The sequence below is a fragment of the Natrinema salaciae genome (assembly GCF_900110865.1).
GTDB lineage: Archaea > Halobacteriota > Halobacteria > Halobacteriales > Natrialbaceae > Natrinema > Natrinema salaciae.
The window spans coordinates 38,886-56,548 of the sequence record NZ_FOFD01000008.1; the positions used below are offsets into that span (position 1 = coordinate 38,886).

At 65.3% G+C, this 17,663-nt stretch carries 22 protein-coding genes; 13 read left to right on the top strand and 9 right to left on the bottom strand.

Annotated features, from left to right (window positions below):
* Positions 1–1,059 carry a hypothetical protein gene (locus tag BMX07_RS21550; RefSeq protein ID WP_090622280.1) on the bottom strand — a complete coding sequence of 353 codons (1,059 nt, stop codon included), beginning with the start codon at positions 1,057–1,059 and terminating at the stop codon, positions 1–3.
* Positions 1,060–1,538: 479 nt separating this feature from the next.
* On the opposite strand from BMX07_RS21550, the gene BMX07_RS21555 reads away from it, so the two are divergent.
* The 3 genes from BMX07_RS21555 to BMX07_RS21565 all read left to right on the top strand — a co-directional run bounded on the left by BMX07_RS21555 (position 1,539) and on the right by BMX07_RS21565 (position 3,631).
* A complete protein-coding gene (locus BMX07_RS21555; protein ID WP_090622284.1) occupies positions 1,539–2,225 on the top strand; it encodes a helix-turn-helix domain-containing protein in 687 nt (228 codons plus the stop codon).
* A gap of 104 nt (positions 2,226–2,329) precedes the next feature.
* Positions 2,330–3,349, top strand: a complete 1,020-nt coding sequence (locus tag BMX07_RS21560; RefSeq protein WP_090622873.1) for an AIR synthase family protein — start codon at positions 2,330–2,332, stop codon at positions 3,347–3,349.
* An 84-nt stretch (positions 3,350–3,433) separates the two neighbouring features.
* Complete coding sequence (locus BMX07_RS21565) at positions 3,434–3,631, top strand: hypothetical protein (protein ID WP_090622287.1); 198 nt, start codon at positions 3,434–3,436, stop codon at positions 3,629–3,631.
* A gap of 28 nt (positions 3,632–3,659) precedes the next feature.
* Here the strand turns inward: BMX07_RS21565 and BMX07_RS21570 are convergent, their stop codons facing one another.
* The 3 genes from BMX07_RS21570 to BMX07_RS21580 form a co-directional block, all read right to left on the bottom strand.
* On the bottom strand, positions 3,660–4,829 hold the full coding sequence (locus tag BMX07_RS21570; protein WP_090622291.1) for a zinc-dependent alcohol dehydrogenase: 1,170 nt from the start codon (positions 4,827–4,829) through the stop codon (positions 3,660–3,662).
* Positions 4,830–5,153: 324 nt separating this feature from the next.
* Entirely contained in the window at positions 5,154–6,083 is a 930-nt protein-coding gene (locus BMX07_RS21575) for a type IV pilin N-terminal domain-containing protein (RefSeq protein ID WP_090622295.1), read from the bottom strand.
* Between the two features lie 67 nt (positions 6,084–6,150).
* Positions 6,151–8,868, bottom strand: a complete 2,718-nt coding sequence (locus BMX07_RS21580) for an AAA domain-containing protein (RefSeq protein WP_090622298.1) — start codon at positions 8,866–8,868, stop codon at positions 6,151–6,153.
* 207 nt (positions 8,869–9,075) lie between these two features.
* Here BMX07_RS21580 and BMX07_RS21585 point away from each other — a divergent pair, with 207 nt between their 5' ends.
* Positions 9,076–9,654: an SPW repeat domain-containing protein gene (locus BMX07_RS21585; protein ID WP_090622301.1), complete on the top strand. Its 579-nt coding sequence runs from the start codon at positions 9,076–9,078 to the stop codon at positions 9,652–9,654.
* Here BMX07_RS21585 and BMX07_RS21590 read toward each other — a convergent pair.
* Positions 9,651–9,905, bottom strand: coding sequence for a hypothetical protein (locus tag BMX07_RS21590; protein WP_090622305.1), 255 nt, complete (start codon positions 9,903–9,905; stop codon positions 9,651–9,653). The two genes, BMX07_RS21585 and BMX07_RS21590, sit on opposite strands and share 4 nt — an antisense overlap.
* Before the next feature lie 155 nt (positions 9,906–10,060).
* Here BMX07_RS21590 and BMX07_RS21595 point away from each other — a divergent pair, with 155 nt between their 5' ends.
* Positions 10,061–10,612 (top strand): hypothetical protein, encoded by a 552-nt coding sequence (locus BMX07_RS21595; RefSeq protein ID WP_090622309.1) that lies wholly within the window; start codon positions 10,061–10,063, stop codon positions 10,610–10,612.
* A gap of 49 nt (positions 10,613–10,661) precedes the next feature.
* On the opposite strand, the gene BMX07_RS21600 is transcribed toward BMX07_RS21595, so the two are convergent.
* Together BMX07_RS21600 and BMX07_RS21605 are read right to left on the bottom strand one after the other, a co-directional pair.
* Complete coding sequence (locus BMX07_RS21600; protein ID WP_090622313.1) at positions 10,662–11,066, bottom strand: PIN domain-containing protein; 405 nt, start codon at positions 11,064–11,066, stop codon at positions 10,662–10,664.
* Positions 11,067–11,294: a DUF7557 family protein gene (locus BMX07_RS21605; protein WP_090622317.1), complete on the bottom strand. Its 228-nt coding sequence runs from the start codon at positions 11,292–11,294 to the stop codon at positions 11,067–11,069.
* Positions 11,295–11,413: 119 nt separating this feature from the next.
* Here BMX07_RS21605 and BMX07_RS21610 point away from each other — a divergent pair, with 119 nt between their 5' ends.
* Both BMX07_RS21610 and BMX07_RS21615 read left to right on the top strand, forming a co-directional pair.
* A complete protein-coding gene (locus BMX07_RS21610; RefSeq protein ID WP_090622321.1) occupies positions 11,414–11,815 on the top strand; it encodes a nuclear transport factor 2 family protein in 402 nt (133 codons plus the stop codon).
* Positions 11,812–12,030 (top strand): hypothetical protein, encoded by a 219-nt coding sequence (locus BMX07_RS21615; RefSeq protein ID WP_090622324.1) that lies wholly within the window; start codon positions 11,812–11,814, stop codon positions 12,028–12,030. Before BMX07_RS21610 ends, BMX07_RS21615 begins: the two co-directional genes overlap by 4 nt.
* Positions 12,031–12,120: 90 nt before the next feature.
* On the opposite strand, the gene BMX07_RS21620 is transcribed toward BMX07_RS21615, so the two are convergent.
* Together BMX07_RS21620 and BMX07_RS21625 are read right to left on the bottom strand one after the other, a co-directional pair.
* Positions 12,121–13,077: a zinc-dependent metalloprotease gene (locus BMX07_RS21620; RefSeq protein WP_090622328.1), complete on the bottom strand. Its 957-nt coding sequence runs from the start codon at positions 13,075–13,077 to the stop codon at positions 12,121–12,123.
* 84 nt (positions 13,078–13,161) lie between these two features.
* A complete protein-coding gene (locus BMX07_RS21625; protein ID WP_090622332.1) occupies positions 13,162–13,470 on the bottom strand; it encodes a hypothetical protein in 309 nt (102 codons plus the stop codon).
* 385 nt (positions 13,471–13,855) lie between these two features.
* Here BMX07_RS21625 and BMX07_RS21635 point away from each other — a divergent pair, with 385 nt between their 5' ends.
* The 6 genes from BMX07_RS21635 to BMX07_RS21655 all read left to right on the top strand — a co-directional run bounded on the left by BMX07_RS21635 (position 13,856) and on the right by BMX07_RS21655 (position 17,651).
* The gene (locus BMX07_RS21635) at positions 13,856–14,083 is read left to right on the top strand and encodes an LSM domain-containing protein (protein WP_090622342.1); all 228 of its coding nucleotides are present in this window, start codon (positions 13,856–13,858) and stop codon (positions 14,081–14,083) included.
* Positions 14,080–14,256, top strand: coding sequence for a 50S ribosomal protein L37e (locus BMX07_RS21640; RefSeq protein WP_090622346.1), 177 nt, complete (start codon positions 14,080–14,082; stop codon positions 14,254–14,256). The genes BMX07_RS21635 and BMX07_RS21640 overlap by 4 nt, the downstream gene beginning before the upstream one ends.
* 179 nt (positions 14,257–14,435) lie before the next feature.
* Positions 14,436–15,626 carry a threonine synthase gene (locus BMX07_RS21645; RefSeq protein WP_090622350.1) on the top strand — a complete coding sequence of 397 codons (1,191 nt, stop codon included), beginning with the start codon at positions 14,436–14,438 and terminating at the stop codon, positions 15,624–15,626.
* Between the two features lie 155 nt (positions 15,627–15,781).
* Positions 15,782–15,955, top strand: a complete 174-nt coding sequence (locus BMX07_RS24770; RefSeq protein WP_175480241.1) for a hypothetical protein — start codon at positions 15,782–15,784, stop codon at positions 15,953–15,955.
* A gap of 228 nt (positions 15,956–16,183) precedes the next feature.
* Positions 16,184–16,885 carry a phosphoglycerol geranylgeranyltransferase gene (locus BMX07_RS21650; RefSeq protein ID WP_090622353.1) on the top strand — a complete coding sequence of 234 codons (702 nt, stop codon included), beginning with the start codon at positions 16,184–16,186 and terminating at the stop codon, positions 16,883–16,885.
* A 112-nt stretch (positions 16,886–16,997) separates the two neighbouring features.
* Complete coding sequence (locus tag BMX07_RS21655) at positions 16,998–17,651, top strand: helix-turn-helix domain-containing protein (protein WP_090622357.1); 654 nt, start codon at positions 16,998–17,000, stop codon at positions 17,649–17,651.
* Positions 17,652–17,663: the final 12 nt, after the last annotated feature.

Sequence of the window (17,663 nt, forward strand, 5' to 3'; positions counted from 1 at the left end):
TCAGGTCGTGCAATTGGGAACAGGAATCGCTGTCGGGACTCCAGCATCTGATGGCCCACCAGTGGGACAGAAGAAGTAGACATCGGTGGGATTACAGACACCATCTATATCACTGATCGCTGCGTCAAGAATCGCAACAAGAGCACATGCGCCCTCAATTGCAGCTGGGATAGCAAAGGAAATCGCACCAGCACCACCAGTGGCAATCGTTAGTCCGGTAGCACCGATAACGGCAGCAGCAGCAATGTAAGCACAAGCTTTGCCCGTATCGATTGTTACGCAGTGGGTGAAGCCGTTGTTTTCCATCGTCTGATTGAGCCCCGCAGGTGGCTCATTACCATCGACCGGACTAAGGACCTCACCTATACCATATATGTCTTCACCGAGGTCGACTGCGTCCTCGACCTTGTCGTTGTTCTTGACGAACTCTGCAGTCTCCTCCCACATGCCCGTCGCGCCGTCGACGATACTCTCCCCAGCATCGATGATCGTATCGATCGGGTCGTCCGGGATCGGATCGATCGGAAGCCAATCTCCGAACGGCATCGGGCCCTGGGAACTGGGGTCGTGGGAGGTCGTATACCCAGGCTTCGTCTCGACGATCTGGCTGTCCGTATACACGTGACCAGCGTATACCCCGTGCTTGTTCACGACGGCTTTCAGCTTGATCTCGTTCGTATTGGCGGGCTGGAACGCCTTCAGCTCGACCGACGCGTTCGGCCTTCCGGGATTCTGTGTCGGAACGATCATCCCCGTGCCACCGACACCAGTCGGTGTCTCTTTCCTAGCAACCTGGAAGACGGATACCTGATCGAACTGGGGCTGGAATCCCGCTTTAGTGAGCACTTCCGAAATCTTCTGATACTGCTGGGAGGACTTGACTGTCCCTACGAAATCGTGGGTGTTCTTTCGAGCGAGTGAGCCCTGAGCAAAGGCCACTGATCCGAGACCGACACTAGCAGCAGAACGGAGGAACCTCCGCTTCGTTGATTCGATATTGGATGTATTCGAGGTCTTTTTCATCATTTCGATCCATTCAAGAAAGAATGTGATGGCCATAAATAGTTACGAAAACTAATTGTTTATGACTGTTACCGGAAGACATTTTTGAAATATCCGCCAAATTTAAATTGTCTTTCATTAATAATACCAACTACCCTCTGGCAGAAGAACTAGCTACTCCGACGTGATCGATTCGAATTTCTCGTCAGTTGGATGAGCGTCGATCTTCTCTTCATCGTAGAACGAAAGATGCTCGGGCCCACCCTTCCCATCGTAGCGAACAAACGCTCTACACTTTTTCCTGCCTGCAGAAGATCAGTGAAGTGACTACCCGAAAGTTCTCTTACAACCAAATCACGACTACCGTGGATAGAGGCGATCCATCGTCCGTGCCGGTCTCGAGGACACTGGCAGCTGAGTCTATCTTATTTCGTCGATGATGGGATCATCTAGATCGCATGTCAACTCCCGTATACAGGGTGATATGACGGACGTTTTTTCGACACGACCATTTGCACTGCGGGAAACGATGCAGTATGGGACTCCTCGCAGCGTTCGACATCCACTGCGATGCGCTTCCACTCGTCGGGGTTGCGAGGGCAGCGCCCGAGGCGACGATCCTCCTCGAGTTGCAGTTCAATCACGGTGACCGGCCGCTGTTCATGATCACTGTGACGGGCGGTTCACAGACGGCGGTTGAAGCGGCGTTGACCGACGCGGTCGACGTCGAAGAGTGGGCGTTGATCGGGGAAGCCGACTCCACGCGACGGTATCAGGCGGTACCGGCGCTCAGTTTAGCGGAACAGCTCGGCGATTACATCGACGACCTCGCCGGACTCGAAGCGCTCGCCACCGTCGACGCCGCCATCGAACGGATCGAGGTGAACAGGGACGGATGGCGGCAGTCGGGATGGTTCGCCGATCGAGCGGCGTTCACCGAATTCTCGACGTTCTGGCAACGGAACGCCGGATTTCGATTGCGCCGCCTCACTCGCGATGGCGCGTCCGAACCGCCCGGCGACGGCCTCTCCGATCGCCAACGCGAGGCGCTCAGGACGGCCTACGAGATGGGCTACTTCGACATTCCGCGGCGGACGTCCCTGAACGCGATCGCGGCGGAGTTGGACATCTCGGCGTCCTCGGTGTCGGAGCGACTTCGCCGCGCTCACCTGCAACTCATCGAGGAAACGGTCGCGACGACGTGGCCGCCCCTTCCCGACTAATGGACGACTATCGGTGCGAGCACCGCAGACAGTCTCTCGCGCTTTTCCCCTCGAGCGACGCGTTCTCCGACAGCTACAAACCGCGCTTCGTCCCAGTTCGTGGTATGCCCGGCAAGGTGAGCCCGGACGACCTGCTCACGCACGTCTTCGAGCGGACGGGAGCGGCCGAGACGGACGAGACGGTGATACAGGGTCCCGCTGACGGCGAGGACGCCGCTGCGATCGACTGGCCCGACGGTGACGGGACGCTCGTGGTCAGTTCCGACCCGATCTCGCTGGCCGCGTCGCAGGTCGGGACGCTCGGCGTGTACGTCGCCTCCAACGACGTGGCCGTCTCGGGAGCGGACCCGCGCTGGCTGACGGCCGTCGTCTTACTCCCCGGCGACGACGGGGCCGGCGGCGACGCCGCCGACACGCTGCTCGAGGAGATCTCTCACGACCTCGACGCCGCCGCACGCGAGATCGGGGCGTCGATCGTCGGCGGCCACTCGGAGTACGTCGACCAGCTCGAGCGGCCGCTGCTCTCGCTGACGGCGATGGGCGCGACCGACCGGTTCGTTCCGACCGGCGGGGCCGAGCCCGGCGACGCCGTGCTCCTCACGAAGGCCGCGGGGGTCGAGGGATCGGCCATCCTCGCGGCCGACTTCGGCGACGAACTCGCGGTCGGTGCGGCGACCCGCGAGCGCGCCGAGGGGTTTCTCGACGAAATCAGCGTCGTTCCCGAGGCTCGGATCGTCCGCGAGCACGCGACGGCGATGCACGACCCCACGGAGGGCGGGGTCGCGGCCGGCCTGCTCGAGGTCGCACGCGCGTCGACCGTCCGACTCGAGGTGGACCGCGACGCCGTGCCGGTCCGCGAGGAGACGCGAGCGCTGTGCGACGCGGCGGGCGTCGATCCGCTGCGAATCTTCGGCTCCGGGGCGCTGCTGGCGACCGTCCCCGGCGACGCGGTCGACGACTGTCTCGCGGCGCTCGCGGACGCGGGACTCGAGGCCGCGTCGATCGGTACCGTTCGGGACCTCGGCGGCGGCGAGCCCGAACTCCGCCTCGACGGGGAGTCGATCACCGAGCCGATCGAGGACGACCTCTATCCGCTCTGGGAGCGGGCGGACAGCGAGGGCTGATCCGGATCGGCGTCCGACCGGGAGGGGTCTCGTCTGTGCGAATTCGTGGCACGGACTTATTGACCGGGACGTGCTCCTAGCGTCATGGCGACAATCGCGTACGAGAGCCCCGATGGAACCGCGTCGGAGAAAATCGCTGCCGAGAACATCACCGACTCGGGAAAGGTCCAGGGCGTCCGGCTTCGACTCGAGGACGGGAGTTTCATTCACGTGCCGTACACCCGGCTCTACTGGATTCGGATGAGCGAGGACGAGGGGCGAGTGGACTACTCGTCGGCGTAGTCGGTCTCGGGCCCCAGATCGGCCGCGTTCAGGGCGTCATCACCACTTTGATGCAGTCGTCCTCCTTGTTGTTGAACGTCTCGTACATCTCCGGGCCGTCCTCGAGCGACACCTGATGGGTGATGACGAACGACGGGTCGATCTCGCCGTCCTCGATCGTCTCCAGCAGCGGGTTGAGGTAGCGCTGGACGTGTGTCTGGCCGGTCTTGATCGTCAGCGCCTTGTTCATCACCGACCCGAACGGGAGGTTGTCCGATCGCCCGATGTAGACGCCGGGGACCGAGAGCGTGCCGCCCTTTCGGCAGCACGTGATCGCCTGCCGGAGTACGTGCGGCCGGTCGTCCTCGAGTCGCGCCTCCTGTTTCGCCTTTTCGGCGACGCCGGTGACGCCCGTGCCGTGTGCCTCCGTCCCGACCGCGTCGATACACCGATCCGGGCCGCGGTTCCCGGTCATCGCCATCAACCGGTCGTAGACGTCGTCCTCCTCGAAGTGGATGGTTTCCGCGTTTCCGTGGCGTCGCGCCATCTCCAGCCGTTCGGGGATTCGGTCGATGGCGATCACGCGGTCTGCCCCGAGCATCCACGCGCTCTGGATGGCGAACTGTCCGACCGGACCACAGCCCCAGACGGCGACCGTGTCGGTCTCCTCGATATCGGCGTTTTCGGCGGCCATGTATCCCGTCGGGAAGATATCCGAGAGGAAGAGAACCTGCTCGTCGGGCAGGTCGGAATCGATCGCGATCGGCCCGACGTCGGCGTAGGGGACTCGCAGGTACTCCGCCTGCCCGCCGGCGTAGCCGCCCAGCATGTGCGAAAATCCTAACAGGCCGGCCGGCGAGTGCCCCATCACCTCGCTGGCGATCTCGGCGTTCGGATTCGAGTTGTCACAGAGCGAGTAGAGCTCGTTTTCGCAGAACCAGCACGAGCCACAGCTGACCGTGAAGGGGACGACGACGCGGTCGCCGACCTCGAGGGTCTCGACGTCGCTTCCCACCTCGATCACCTCGCCCATCGGCTCGTGGCCGAGCACGTCGCCCTCTCGCATCCCGGGCATGTAGCCGTTGTAGAGGTGAAGGTCGGAGCCGCAGATGGCGGTCGCCGTGACCTCGATTATCGCGTCGGTCGGATTGATGATCTCCGGCTCGGGAACGTCGTCGACACGGACGTCTTTCTCGCCGTGCCAGGTGAGCGCTCTCATCGGTTCCTCCGTCGGCTATCGATTCGTCTCGGGGTGGTGAACGACCCTTCGGTGCTCTCGCTCATTGCAAAATCCAGTAGTAACGCACGCTCAAGCCCGCACTAAACGTGGGCCCTGCGTCTGCAACGCTACATGCCGTCGCCGCTACATGTCGAGGAACGCTATCCGACTGATCAATGTAACTCGCGTACGCGACCGCCGAGTTCGCGACGAAGACGACGGGCGCAGTGACCGTCATCGAGACGGCGGTGCGATCGCACACTCGAGAGCCGGTTTCCGCGTCCCCTCGTCGGGACTAGGAAAACCCTGCAGGGACTACGGGAGTTACCGCCAGACCGTCGCTGAAGCGAGGAGGTAACCGTTCCCGTCGCCGTCGTGGTAGATGACGAAGAGTCGGGACCCTTCCGGGACGTCGTCGATGACGGCCGTCTCATCTGTCGTAACGGATTCGACAGCAAACGGGTCCGAGATCGATCTCCCGTCGAGGTGGATGGCGATGCGGTCGCCCTCGAGCGAGTCGCCGCCGGTGTGAGTGAGTTCGACGGTCGGGTCGGTCTCGGTGCCGTACTCGAAGGTGAACGAGACGTCCGGGACCCCCTCTCGTTCGGTGCGTCGGCCGCGGGAAATCCCGACTATCGTCGGCTCGCTTTCGGGGTCTTCGTACGTCTCGCGGTCCGTATCGGTAACGACGACGTTGTTCGTTTCGCGTTCCGGCGTGACCGCGAAGTGAGACACGTCGTCGTGCAGTTCGTCGAACGTGATTCGACGCTCGCCCGTCGACTCGCGGTTTTCGAAGGTGAGTGCGTTCCAGTCGGCGTACTCGACGAACGGGTCGTTCGCGAAGACGTGGTACGTGAAGACGCCGTCGTCGAATTCCGGCGCGATGAAGGCCGTCATCACGTCGGTAGAGAGATCACGCCTCACCTGTAGCGTATCGGTCGACGCAAAGGTGCCGTCGGACAGCGCGAAAAGGGAGAACTCGGTTTCCGGATCGGAGTACGTGATCCGTCTCCGATTCTCGTCGACCGTCGCGCCGTCGTCGATGAACGCGAGATAGTTCACCCCGGCGCCGTCCGCGACTGCGTCGGCCAGCGGATCCGCGTCTTTGTCGTCCGATTCGGCGTCGTTCGGTCCGTCGTCGTCCGGTTCGGCGTCGTCGTCTGATCCGAAGAACGCACCGGTACAGCCGGCGAGCGCACCCGAAAGGGCACACCCGGTCGCGGCGACCGTTCGTCGTCTCGTCCGGTCGATCATCTCATGGAGATCACAAGAAGATCGTAAAATTAGTTCCGGAAACTCCCTGACCGAACGCCCGGTCGCGCTACGCACTCGCCCACTCGAGCATCCGCTCGTAGACTGGATCGGACGCGAGCGCCGTCGAGTCACCGACCAGCACCAGCGCGCGCTTGGGTCGGGTCAGCGCGACGTTGATCCGGCGGTAGTCCTCGAAGATCGGTCCCTCGAGCGAGCCGGTGGCGGTGAAGGAGACGACGATGACCTCCTGGCTCGAGCCCTGGAAGCGGTCGACGGTGTCGACGGCGACGTCGTCGGGGACGTGGTTCGAGATCTCCGACACCTGGGCCCGGAAGGGAGCGATGACGCCGATGTCGGTGCGGTCGAGCCCGGCGGCCTCGTAGGACTCGATCAGCTCCGCGATCCGCGCGGCCTCGTCGCTGTCGGTGTACCGACTCGGGTCGCCGTCGACGTCGACGAACGAGACCGGGTCCCGCAGCGACTCGGGGAGCGCGTCGCGGGAGACGCCCTCGAGATCGTCCAGATCGCGGGCCGCAACCGCGGGCGTCGCCGGCCGGAGCCGCCCGTCGTAGAACTCGTTCGACGCGAAGACCTGGATACGCTGGTTCATCCGGTACTGCCGGTCGAGCATCACGCCGGCCTCGGGGTGACAGTCGACGAGCCGCTCGAACAGCGACTCGGTGAGGTCGTTCTCCGCCCGAACGACCGGCGGGAGCTGCTCGTGGTCGCCCACGAGGACGAATCGCTCGGCCAGGTTGATCGCCGCACAGGTTCCGGGTTCGGTCAGCTGTGCGGCTTCGTCGACCAGCGCCGCGTCGAACGACTGCTCTTTCATCACCCGCGAGCCGCAGGTTGACGTCGTCGCCGCCACTACCTGCGCGTTCTGCAGTTCGGCGACGCGGTCCTCGGGATCGCCCGCTCGCTCGAGCCGGTACGGTTCCATGTCGTCGCGGATGCCGCTCTCGGAGCCGACGCGGACGACCCGGTCGGTATCGACGACGCCGTCCAACTGCTCGAGCAGGGCCTCGAGCGCGTTGTCCACGGCGCGGTTAGTAAAGGCCGACAGCAGGACGCGCTCGCCGCGCTCGACCATCGCGCGGATAGCTCGAGCGATGGTGTAGGTCTTCCCGGTCCCCGGCGGGCCGTGGATCAGTGCGCAGTCCCGCGCGCCGACGGCTTTCGTCACGGCCTCGTTCTGGCGGTCGTTGTTGTCGATGAACGTCTCGTCGATCTCCTCGAACTCGGGGTCCGCACGCCCGAACAGGATGTCCTTCCGCCGTTCGTCGCCTTTCAGGAGCGCGTCGTGCATCGCGACGAGCAAGCGGTCGGTCGTCAGTTCGGAGGGGTAGACGTCGAGCCGGGTGACCTCGACCGGCTCGTCCGCCGTCAGGACGACCTCGTCGTCGAGCCGCTCGATCATCGCGAGCTCCGACTCGCCGCGAACCGGATGGCCGTCGCTCGCCAGCACCAGATCCCCCTCGCGAAGCTTCGACGTCGCACCGCCGGTCCGACGGGCGTGCAGTTCCCAGCGACCGCCCTCGAGCGGCCGTTTCTCGACGAATTCGAGGTCGATCAGCGCGCGGTCGTCGTCGGCCCGCTCCGCGGCCGTCTGTTCCCAGAGCTTGGCGTACTCGCGGTGAACCTCCCGGCGCTCCTCCTCGATCGCCCGGTAGAATCGGTCGAAGTACTCGAGTTCCTCGTCCGGTAACGACTGGCCGATCTGGCCGGCCTTCGACTCCTGATCCAGCCGGCCGGAGACGACCATGCAGGTGTCCTGCTCGAAGCAGTACTCGCACTTCGCGTCGGCCTCGTAGCCGGTCGGGATATCGCCCGCCATCTCGGTCGCCGCGATCTCGTTGCGCAAGCGGACGACGTACTTCAGGAGCCCCTCGCCCATCGTGAACTCCTTCGCGGGGGTGAGATCGCCGGTCTCCTCGTTGCGGTCCAGCGCCGAGTTCTTCGTGTAGAGGAGGGTGCCGATATCGACGTCGCCGCCGTGTTCCTCGAGCAGAAGGGCGTAACAGGCGGCCTGCACTTTGTCCTTGAACCGCGGCTCCTTTTTCAGGTTCTTCCCCGTCTTGAGCTCGACCGGCGCGCCTCGGCGAACGGCGTCGGCCCGGCCGCGGATGCCGAACGTCTCGCTGATGAGGAGCTGTTCCGACCGCCAGCTGTCGTCCTCGGTCAATCGACCCTGCTCGAGCCAGCCTTCGATCGCCGTCGCGTTCTCCCGGATCTCCTCGGTGACGGCCTCGGGCGTCTCGCCGAGCAGGCCGAGCTGGAGGCCCCGTTCCTCGACCCGGGCCTCGATCGATTCCTCGAGGTCGCGGCCGCGCAGCAGGTCGCCGAAGACCTCGTGGACGAGGGTCCCCTTCACGACGGGGTAGTTCAGCGGTACCCCGGAGAGCTTGTTCAGGTAGTAGAGTCGGGGACACTCGACCCAGTTCCGGATCGACGTCACGCTCACGAGGAAGGAGGGCTCGACAACGACGTAGGACTCCCCCGTCGTCGCGTACTGCGTCTCACCCCGATACTCCTCTTCTTTCGCGTTCGTCACGAGCAGTTCCATCCCCGGCTCGAGGAGCGCCGCGGATTCGGTCCACTTGTTCCAGAGGGTCACCGTCGTCGTCTCGCGGCCGTCCGCGACGGCCACCGTCCCGCCGTCGCCTCGAGCGGTCGACGCGTCGTCGGCCGGCCGAAGCGGCACTTCCGCGAGCTCGCTCTCGCCGTAGCTCGTCGACACCGACCGCACCTCGACCTCGCCCGCGACGGTTCCGCGTACGTGCACAGCTACCGTCAACGGCCGAGCGATCAAAAACGCTATCGGTCGAGGCGGCGCGTCCGTTGGCCGGTCGTCCGGGCCGGCCCACTCGGTCTACAGGCTGCCGTTAGCGACGGTAAACGATTGTTACGGACGGTTGCACCCGATTCGAGCCGCTGCCCCGGTTGGAACGGACGCGGCGCTTTTGAGAGCGCGAGGCGTACGCTCGATACTATGAGTGACCCAAACGGCCACGATCGTCGCACGAGCGACGACTCCGAGCCCGGCGCGGACGCCGGGTTCGGGGCGAACGAGGGGCCGACTAACCGGCGGGAATCGGCGTCGGCCGACATCGACTCCGGGACCGGCGTCGGCGACGGGGCGCACTCCGGCGACCGCGATCCCCGCGACGAGTCGACCCAGATCGCGAACGAGGAGCGCCGCCGCAAGACGTCGGTCGTCAGCCTGCTCGTCGCCGCCTTCGGTGCGTGGCTCGCCCTCTCGGTACTCGTCTTCGAGACCGCGGCGGCGCCGCTGTGGAACAACGTCCTCGTCGGACTCGTCGTCTTCGCCGCCGCCGGCTACAACTACTACCGGCTGACGAACGACGTGCCGCTCAGCACCGGTATCGCGTCCCTGGTCGCCGTCCTCGGAATCTGGTTGATCGTCTCGGCCGCCCTCCTCGAGATGGTCGGCAGCCTCTTCTGGAGCACGCTCGCCACCGGGCTCTTGATCGCCGGACTGGCGGGATACAACGCTTACGAGGCCCGCGAGGCCCGGACCGTCGCGACCGAACCGGGACCGCGCGCCTAGACCCGTTCGGGGCCGTACTCGGCCTCGAGCCGGTGGACGCGGTGTTCGGCCGCGTGATGGCCCATCGCGACGACCGAAAAGCCGACCATGATGACGGCGAAGGTGATCGAGACGGCCGGCGAGACGCCGTTGACGTAACTATTGCATACCTGGCCGAGCGCCAGCGCGAGTGGTGCGAGCGTGAGAAGCGAACTCTTGACGGGCGTCGCGCGAAACAGTTCGACGAACGAGAGTGAGTGACGACCGGACATGGGGAAACCGACGGTTACCGTCACTGTGGGTGGAGCCATCGTATTCCTTTTGGTTCACGCGCGGCGAATCGGCCGGTACACAGGCCGACAGTCGTCTCGCGGCGTCTTTCGGTGCAACCGATACGTTCATTCTGCCAGCGGCCCAACCGCCCCCTATGCGGATTCGCGAGTGGCAGGACGTACTCGAGGACGTCACGGAGCGGGACGCCGACCCGGAGGACTGGCGCGCAGTCGCCGGTGACCGCGCCGGCGGCGTCGGGGAAGACATGTATCTCGCGCATCCCCGGGCCGGCGTCTTCTTCCTGAAAACGTACGCGAAGAACCCCTTCGAAGTGCGGGGCGTCGGCACGCAGGTCGCCCGCAACCTCGACGACGAGATCGGTTCGTTCATGCCCGAACGGGACTCGGGCGGCCGATTCGCGGTCCAGTCGCCGCCCGACGACGAGGAGCAGGCCGAGACGGTCGGAAAGCGACTCGAGACCGTTCTCGAGACCCACGCGGACGCGCCGACCCGCCCCCAGGACCTCTTCGACGACGTCATGGAGGCCCTCGAGAGCCCCGCGTTCGGGCCCATGGAGTACGACCAGTACGACCGACCCGACGAACTCGAGGACCTCTCCGAGCGGTTCGAGGAGGCTGACGAACTGCTGAACGCGGAACTCGAGGACCTGATCGAAACCGACGAGGTCGACCGCGGGTTCATGTGAGCAAGCGAGCGGTCGTAATTCAACGCGAAGCGGACAGCACGAAGGCCGTTCAGTACGGATCGTATTCTGCGACGGATAGCACGGACTGTACGTCGTCTTTCCAGAAGTGTTTCTCCGCGGTGGCAAACGTCGCCCCGTGTTCACGGGCGACTGCTGCGATGAGTGCGTCCGGGTGATCCGCCGGAACGCCTCGACTCAGCAGTTCGCTCTGCAACGATGCGGCTTCGTTCGCAGTCTGTTCGGTCACCTCGAGGACGTCCATCGACGCCGTGACAGCCTGCCGAATCGTCTCAGTCGAACCGTCGATATAGCCGTGAACTGCCCCCATGTGCGCCTCGTACAGAACGATGGCCGGTACTGCCCACGCCTCGTGTTCGTACTGTTGCAGAAACCGACGAGCGTCGTCGGTTCCATCGAGGTAGTCGCTGAGAAGGTTGTTGTCGAGTACGAGCATCTACTCCAATTCCTCTAGTCGCTCCGTCGCTCCCGATCGCAGCTCCTCGCGTATTCGATTCATCCCCGTCCGTGTCTCCCTGTCAGTATCCGAGAGCGCTCCGAATCCGATCCATTCGTCGTGCTCCGTGAGTCGCATGATTACGTCTTCGTAACTCTCACCCTCGCGTTTGTGCAGGTCTAACCGATCTTTCGCTTCGTCGGAAACGCGAATCGACGTATCGCCCATGCATACGCATATGCATGCGTATGCAAAACGATTTTCGGTCGAAATCTTTCGCAGTCACTTGCGTCGTCCCTGCGTCTGCGTCCGGTGATTCTTTGAACGCGGGCTTCGAGCGTAGAGCCATGTCACCGAGCGCGAGCGCCGACTCCGTCGTCCGCGACTACTACGACGCACTCCGCGACGGGGACCCCCTCACACCCTACTTTCTCGAGGCCGAGTCGACCGTCAAGTTCGGTCTCAGCGAGTCCCTGTTCGGGGCCGACGACGTCGCCGCGGCCCTCGAGGAACAGACCGAAACGACCGCGGACTGGGCCGTCGAGAGCCGTCGCCTCGTCGTCGACGAACGAGACGCGTTCGCGACGTTCGCCGACGACGTCGCGATGGCCTGGACGAACGTGGACGGCGGCGAGCGATACCGGTTCGACAGCCGCTGGAGCGGCACGCTGGTCGAACGCGAGTCGAACGAGGGGGCGAGCGACTGGCGGTTCGCCGTGATGCACGTCAGTGCCCCGCACGAGCTATGAGCCGCGGACCGGCCCGCGGCCCGTCGCGCTCGAGGCGGGAGACGGACGCGGCCGATCGGCTCAAAGCCGCGTTCGTCCTGCTGGTCGGGCTGTCGGGCGGGCTGATCGCGGTCCAGAGCGACGCCTCGCTACCGGTGATCGTCGCGGCGATCGTCGGCGGTGCCGTCGCCGGTGGCGCGTTACTCTGGTATTTGATCCGGATAACGACCGATTGAGTCCCGTCGGCTGTATGGATTCCCCAGGTTCTCGGGTTCCGTCGCCAATCGATCCGTCGAGCGGGCGACGGTTCTCGAGAAACGACCGACCTAGCGATCGACGCGCTGGACCCATCGCCCCGGCGCGTCGAGTTCGTCGTGCGTGGGGAGGTTCTCCGGTCCCTCCCAGACCAGACTCGCCGTCTCGAGGTCGCGGACGGCGACGACGTGTTCGAAGAAGTTCTTGCCGCGCTCGTACTGGCGCTCCTTGAGGCCGAGTCCGAGCAGGCGACGGAACAGCGTCTGGAGCGGTCCCCGACCCTGTCGCCGCTCGTCGAGCTTGCGGCGCAGGTCCTCGTACTCGTCGTCGAAGGCGTGGTCCATCAGGAGTTCGGCGTACCCCTCGACGACGGTCATCGCCGCGTCGAGATCGCGGAACGCCTCCCGATCGAACGATCCCTTCGAGAGCGTCGCGATCCCCTCCTCCATGCGGGTCTCGAGGTGCTCCGAGAGCCAGGGCGCGGCCCCGAACTCGGCGGCGTGGGTCACCTCGTGGAAGGCGATCCAGCGGCGGAACCGATCGGCGTCGACGTCGAGTTTCGCCGCGGCCTCGAGGATGTTCGGCCGGACGAAGTACAGCGCGTGGTCGTCGGCCGGGGCGTCGGCCAGCAACAGCGGGTCGTACTGTCCGAGGACGTTCCGCCCGAGAAACGAGAGGAGGACGGTCATCGTCCCCGTGTTGATCGTCCGGGCGACGCCGGGGAACGCCCCGGTGTGGGTCTCGAGCGTACTCATGACGCGCTCGAAGGTGGCGACGTTGGCGTCGATCCAGTGGTGGCGGTTCTGGATCTCGACGGTCTCGGGGACGTCGAACTCGGTCCCCGAAACGGTTCGCACGGCCGCCCGAGCGTCCCGGACGTCGCGAGCGTAGGCGTCGCGCTCGCCGGACTCGAGCTCGAGCGACCCGGGATCGGTCGCCGCCTTGGCGGCGTCGGCGGCCGACCGCCAGTCGATCGCATCGTCACCGGACGCCCCGGCAACGGCCCGGGCGCTACGATAGAGGTTCACGAACGTCGGTAGGGGGGGCAGGCGCAAAAGCGTTCGGCCCGGTGGCGGTCGGTGCGATGGCGGTCGCCGATCGCCAGCCGGCGATCAGTTGACGATGACGTCGGGCTCTTCCTCGGTCTCGAACCTGGACTCCTCGTCCTCGCCCCGGAACTTCTTTGCGGCGGCGGCGATGCCGACGAGAACGACGAGCGCGACCAGCGCACCGACGGCGCTTTTCCCCTTGCCGCCCGATTCGTCGTCGGCCGCGCCCGCTTCGCGCTCGGCGTCCTGTTCCTGTTCCCGTTCCGTCGTCGATTCGGGACTGCCGATCGGCAGCGCGTTGCCGATGGAGCCGAGCCCGAACTGCGGCTCGTCGATGTGCAACTCTACGAGGGTGAATTTCTTGTCTCCCATGAGCGGACGCTCAACGAGTGTACACTTAGCCGTTTGGTTAGGTCTACGTCAGCGAGGTGTGTCCGGAACCGCGCGTCGTCGGCCGGTTTCGTTCGTCCCCGTGACCGCGGAACCGAGGGCGACCTCGCCGATTCGGCCGCGTTCGTTCGCGGCCCGACCGCTGAACGACGGGTCACTGCCTCGAGCGACGGTTTTGCTGTAATCGCGCCGATCCCGGCCCGAGTCCGAGAAACGGGGCGTCTCCCGCGGCGGGTGGCACGACCGACGTGTGTGCAGGCGACACATATCACCCGATAGGCGGAGGTACGAGGCTACCTCCGCTGAAACCGGCCGTGACGGAACCGGGACCGGTACGATTAAGTGTCCATCACCTGCGGTGTTGCGTATGAGTGGACGACCGCTGGACGTCCTCGAGGCGTCGCTCGGCGAACGCGTCACGGTACGGCTCAAGAGTGGCGACGAGTACGTCGGCGAACTCGCCGGCTACGATCAACATATGAATCTGGTGCTCGAGGACGTGACGATTCCCGTAGAGGGCGGGCTCGACGACGAAGCGCCGGTCGAAGACACAACCATTATACGCGGCGACAACGTCGTTTCGATCACTCCATGACTGGTGCAGGAACCCCGAGCCAAGGAAAGAAGAACAAGACGACCCACACCAAGTGTCGTCGCTGCGGAGAGAAATCCTATCATACGAAGAAGAAAGAGTGCTCGTCGTGTGGCTTCGGCAAGTCCGCCAAACGCCGCGACTACGAGTGGCAGTCGAAATCCGGCGACAACTGATCTCTTCGGTCTCCTGTTCGATTCTGTCGTTCGATACGTTTCGACCGTAGCGACTCGGCTCCCGCTCGAGCATCGTTCCGACGCCGCGACCGGTCCGACCGTCCGACCGATCCGGTGTCCCGCTCCCGGAGTCGGCCGCCGATGAACAGCCCTTAGTTCGACGCCGCGAAGGGTCGCGTATGGAAACCACAGACGCGTTCGCCGGCCTCGAGTGTGTCGCCTGCGGGGCCACCGTCGACACCGCCGAGTCGCATCGGTGTCCGGACTGCGGCGGGTCGCTCGAGCCGACCTACGAGTACGACGCGATCGATCTCGATCGCGAGACGCTCGCCGCCCGCCCGTTCGACTCCCAGTGGCGCTACGCCGAACTGCTACCGTTCACCCGCGAGTCGGCGGTGACGACGGGCGAAGGGGCGACGCCGCTGGTCGACTGTCCCGATCTGGCGGCCGAACTCGGCGTCGAGCGCGTACTGATCAAAGACGAGGGCCGGAACCCGACGGGTTCGAGCACGGACCGCGGCGCGTCGGTGGCCGTGACCGCGGCCGCCCAGCACGGCGCGACCGACGTCGCGCTCCCCTCGACCGGGAACGGCGGACAGGCCGTCGCGGCCTACGCGGCGCGCGCGGGGCTGGAATCGCACGCGTATCTCCCGTCCCGCTCCGGCTTCACGACCAAGGCGATGGTCAACGTCCACGGTGGCGACATGAACGTCGTCGGCGGTCGGTTCGACGACGCCGCCGGGGCCTTCGAGGAGGGGCTCGCCGAACACGACGACTGGTACTCCCTCGCCGCGTTCGCCACGCCCTACCGTCACGAGGGCGCGAAGACGGTGTTCTACGAACTCGCCGAACAGCTCGAGTGGACCGTCCCCGACGCGATCTGTTACCCGACCGGGGCGGGAACGGGCATCGTCGGGCTCGCCAAGGCCGCACGGGAGTTCCGGGAACTCGGTCTGACCGACGACCTGCCGGCACTCTACGCCGCGCAGGCGTCGGGCTGTGCGCCGATCGTCGAGGCTGCCGACGACGGTCGCGACGAACACGAGCCGATCGACCACCCCGACACGATCTGTGGCGAACTCGAGATTCCGGACCCCGCGGCGAGTCCGCGGGTTCTCGACGCGATCCGCGAGACCGACGGGGGTGCGGTCGCGACCGACGATCCAGACATCCTCGAGTCCGCCGTCCGCGTCGCGCAGGCCGAAGGGCTCGAGATGATTCCGAGCGCCGCGGCGGCCGCGAGCGGCGCGTGGGAACTCGCCGAACGAGGAACGTTCGACGGCGACGAGACGATCGTCATCGTCAACACCGGCTCCGGGAACAAGGAGGCGGACGTGTTGCGCAGCCACCTGATGGGGCAAGGCGTTTGATCCGGTCCCGCGCCACGCGCGATCCCGCGCAGTAGCGGGTGGTATCGCCCGAGTCAGCCGATCTAACCGATAGCAGCGGTTGGGCCGCCGGAAATGGCCGAACTCTTTCACCGACAAAGTCTTGACTGCAAGACGAGTAGACAGAACGAGTACCAATGTGTGAACATTCACCAGAGTGTTCGAACGGGGTCACGTGCCAGCTCGTCCTCGAGAACGGGGACACCGGCCTCGAGACCGCCGAATACTACTGCAAGGCACACCTCGTGCTGCGGATCTGGGAAGTCGAGAACGACAGCTCGATGCGGGCTGTCAGCGCCGAGCAGCTGTAACCCGGGCCGCGATCACCGAACACCCGACCCCCGCTCGAGATGCCGAGACCCGCTACGTGACACTCGATCGCTCGCGATCGGGGCCGGATCGACGCCGGCTCGTCCCGGCCCGCTGCGCTGGGCTGCGAGACGGCCGGCAGATCGGGTCCAAGAGCCGACTCGAGCGCGTGCACCTCGAGACGGGGCCGTTCCGTAGCGCTTTTGCTGGTTGTCGGGAAACGACGCGGTATGCCTACCCCCTGGGAGGACTGGAACCATATTCTCAAGATCGACCCGGACAAGGAGTTACCCGAGGGAGTGACCTACGGCGATCTCTGTGCGACCGGTACCGACGCGATCGAAGTCGGCGGCACCATGGGAATCACGGCGGAGAACATGAGCGCCGTCATCGACGCCTGCGCCGAACACGACGTCTCGCTCTATCAGGAGCCGTCCAACCCCGAGGTCGTCCTCGAGGACGACGCGCTCGACGGCTACCTCATTCCGACGGTGTTCAACGCCGGCTCGCCGTTCTGGATCACCGAAGCACACAAGGAGTGGGTCCGACTCGAGGGCGATCTCGACTGGGAGCGGACGACGACCGAGGCCTACATCGTCATGAACCCCGAGGCCGACGTGGCGATGCTGACGGAGGCCGACTGCGATCTCGGTGCCGACGACGTCGCGGCCTACGCGACGGTCGCCGAGCACATGTTCGGACAGGAGATCGTCTACGTCGAGTACTCCGGGACCCTCGGCGACGAGTCCGTCGTCGAAGCCGCCGCCGAGGCCACCGACGAGTCGACGCTGTTCTACGGCGGCGGCATTCACGACTACGACTCCGCGTACTCGATGGCCCGGCACGCCGACGTCGTCGTCGTCGGCGACCTCGCACACGACGAAGGGATCGAGGCGGTTCGGGAGACCGTCGAAGCGGCCAACGACGCCTGACGCGAGACGCGCGATTCGCTCCCGGTCGGACGCCGTAATTTCGACCCGCTTCCGATCGGATATTGTGACACTGGCCTTAACTGTTTTGTCGCTCCGTATTGCACGACGGGGCATGAGCCTCCTCGCCGCCTTCGAGGCGTCCTCGCCGGCGCTGGTCCTCGGGCCGACCCTCGAGGCCCTGCCGTCGGTCGACATCGAACTCGAGCGTCAGTACGCACTGGACCCCGACCACCCGGTCGCGTTCTGTCTGATCGGGTGTCGCGACCGCGAGCAACTCGATCGGGCGTTGACCGACGACGCGACGGTCGCGTCGTTCGACCGAATCGGCGGTAGTGACGAACGGGAACTGTACCGGATCCGCAGAAGCGACACGGACGTCGTGGACGCCTACCGCCGATGGGTCGCCGCTGGCGGCGAGTTGCTCGACTGCCGCGGATCGGACGGCCGCTGGGCGGTCGAGATGCGCTTTCCCGACCGTGAGTCGTTCGGCCGGTACCACGACTTCCTCGCGAGCGAGGGCGTCACGCTCGAGTTGCGGCGACTCGCAACGGACGACCGTCGGCGTCGCGATCTCGAACAGGAGCCCGCAGTGACCGACGCCCAGCGGACGGCGCTCGCGTTGGCCTACGAGCACGGCTTCTTCGACGTCCCCCGGCGGGCGGGCCTGTCCGAGATCGCCGATCGGCTCGACATCTCGACGCAGGCAGTCAGCGAACGGCTACGGCGGGGACAGGCACAGCTGATCGAAGCGCAACTGGTCGAGTGATCGGGGCCAGCG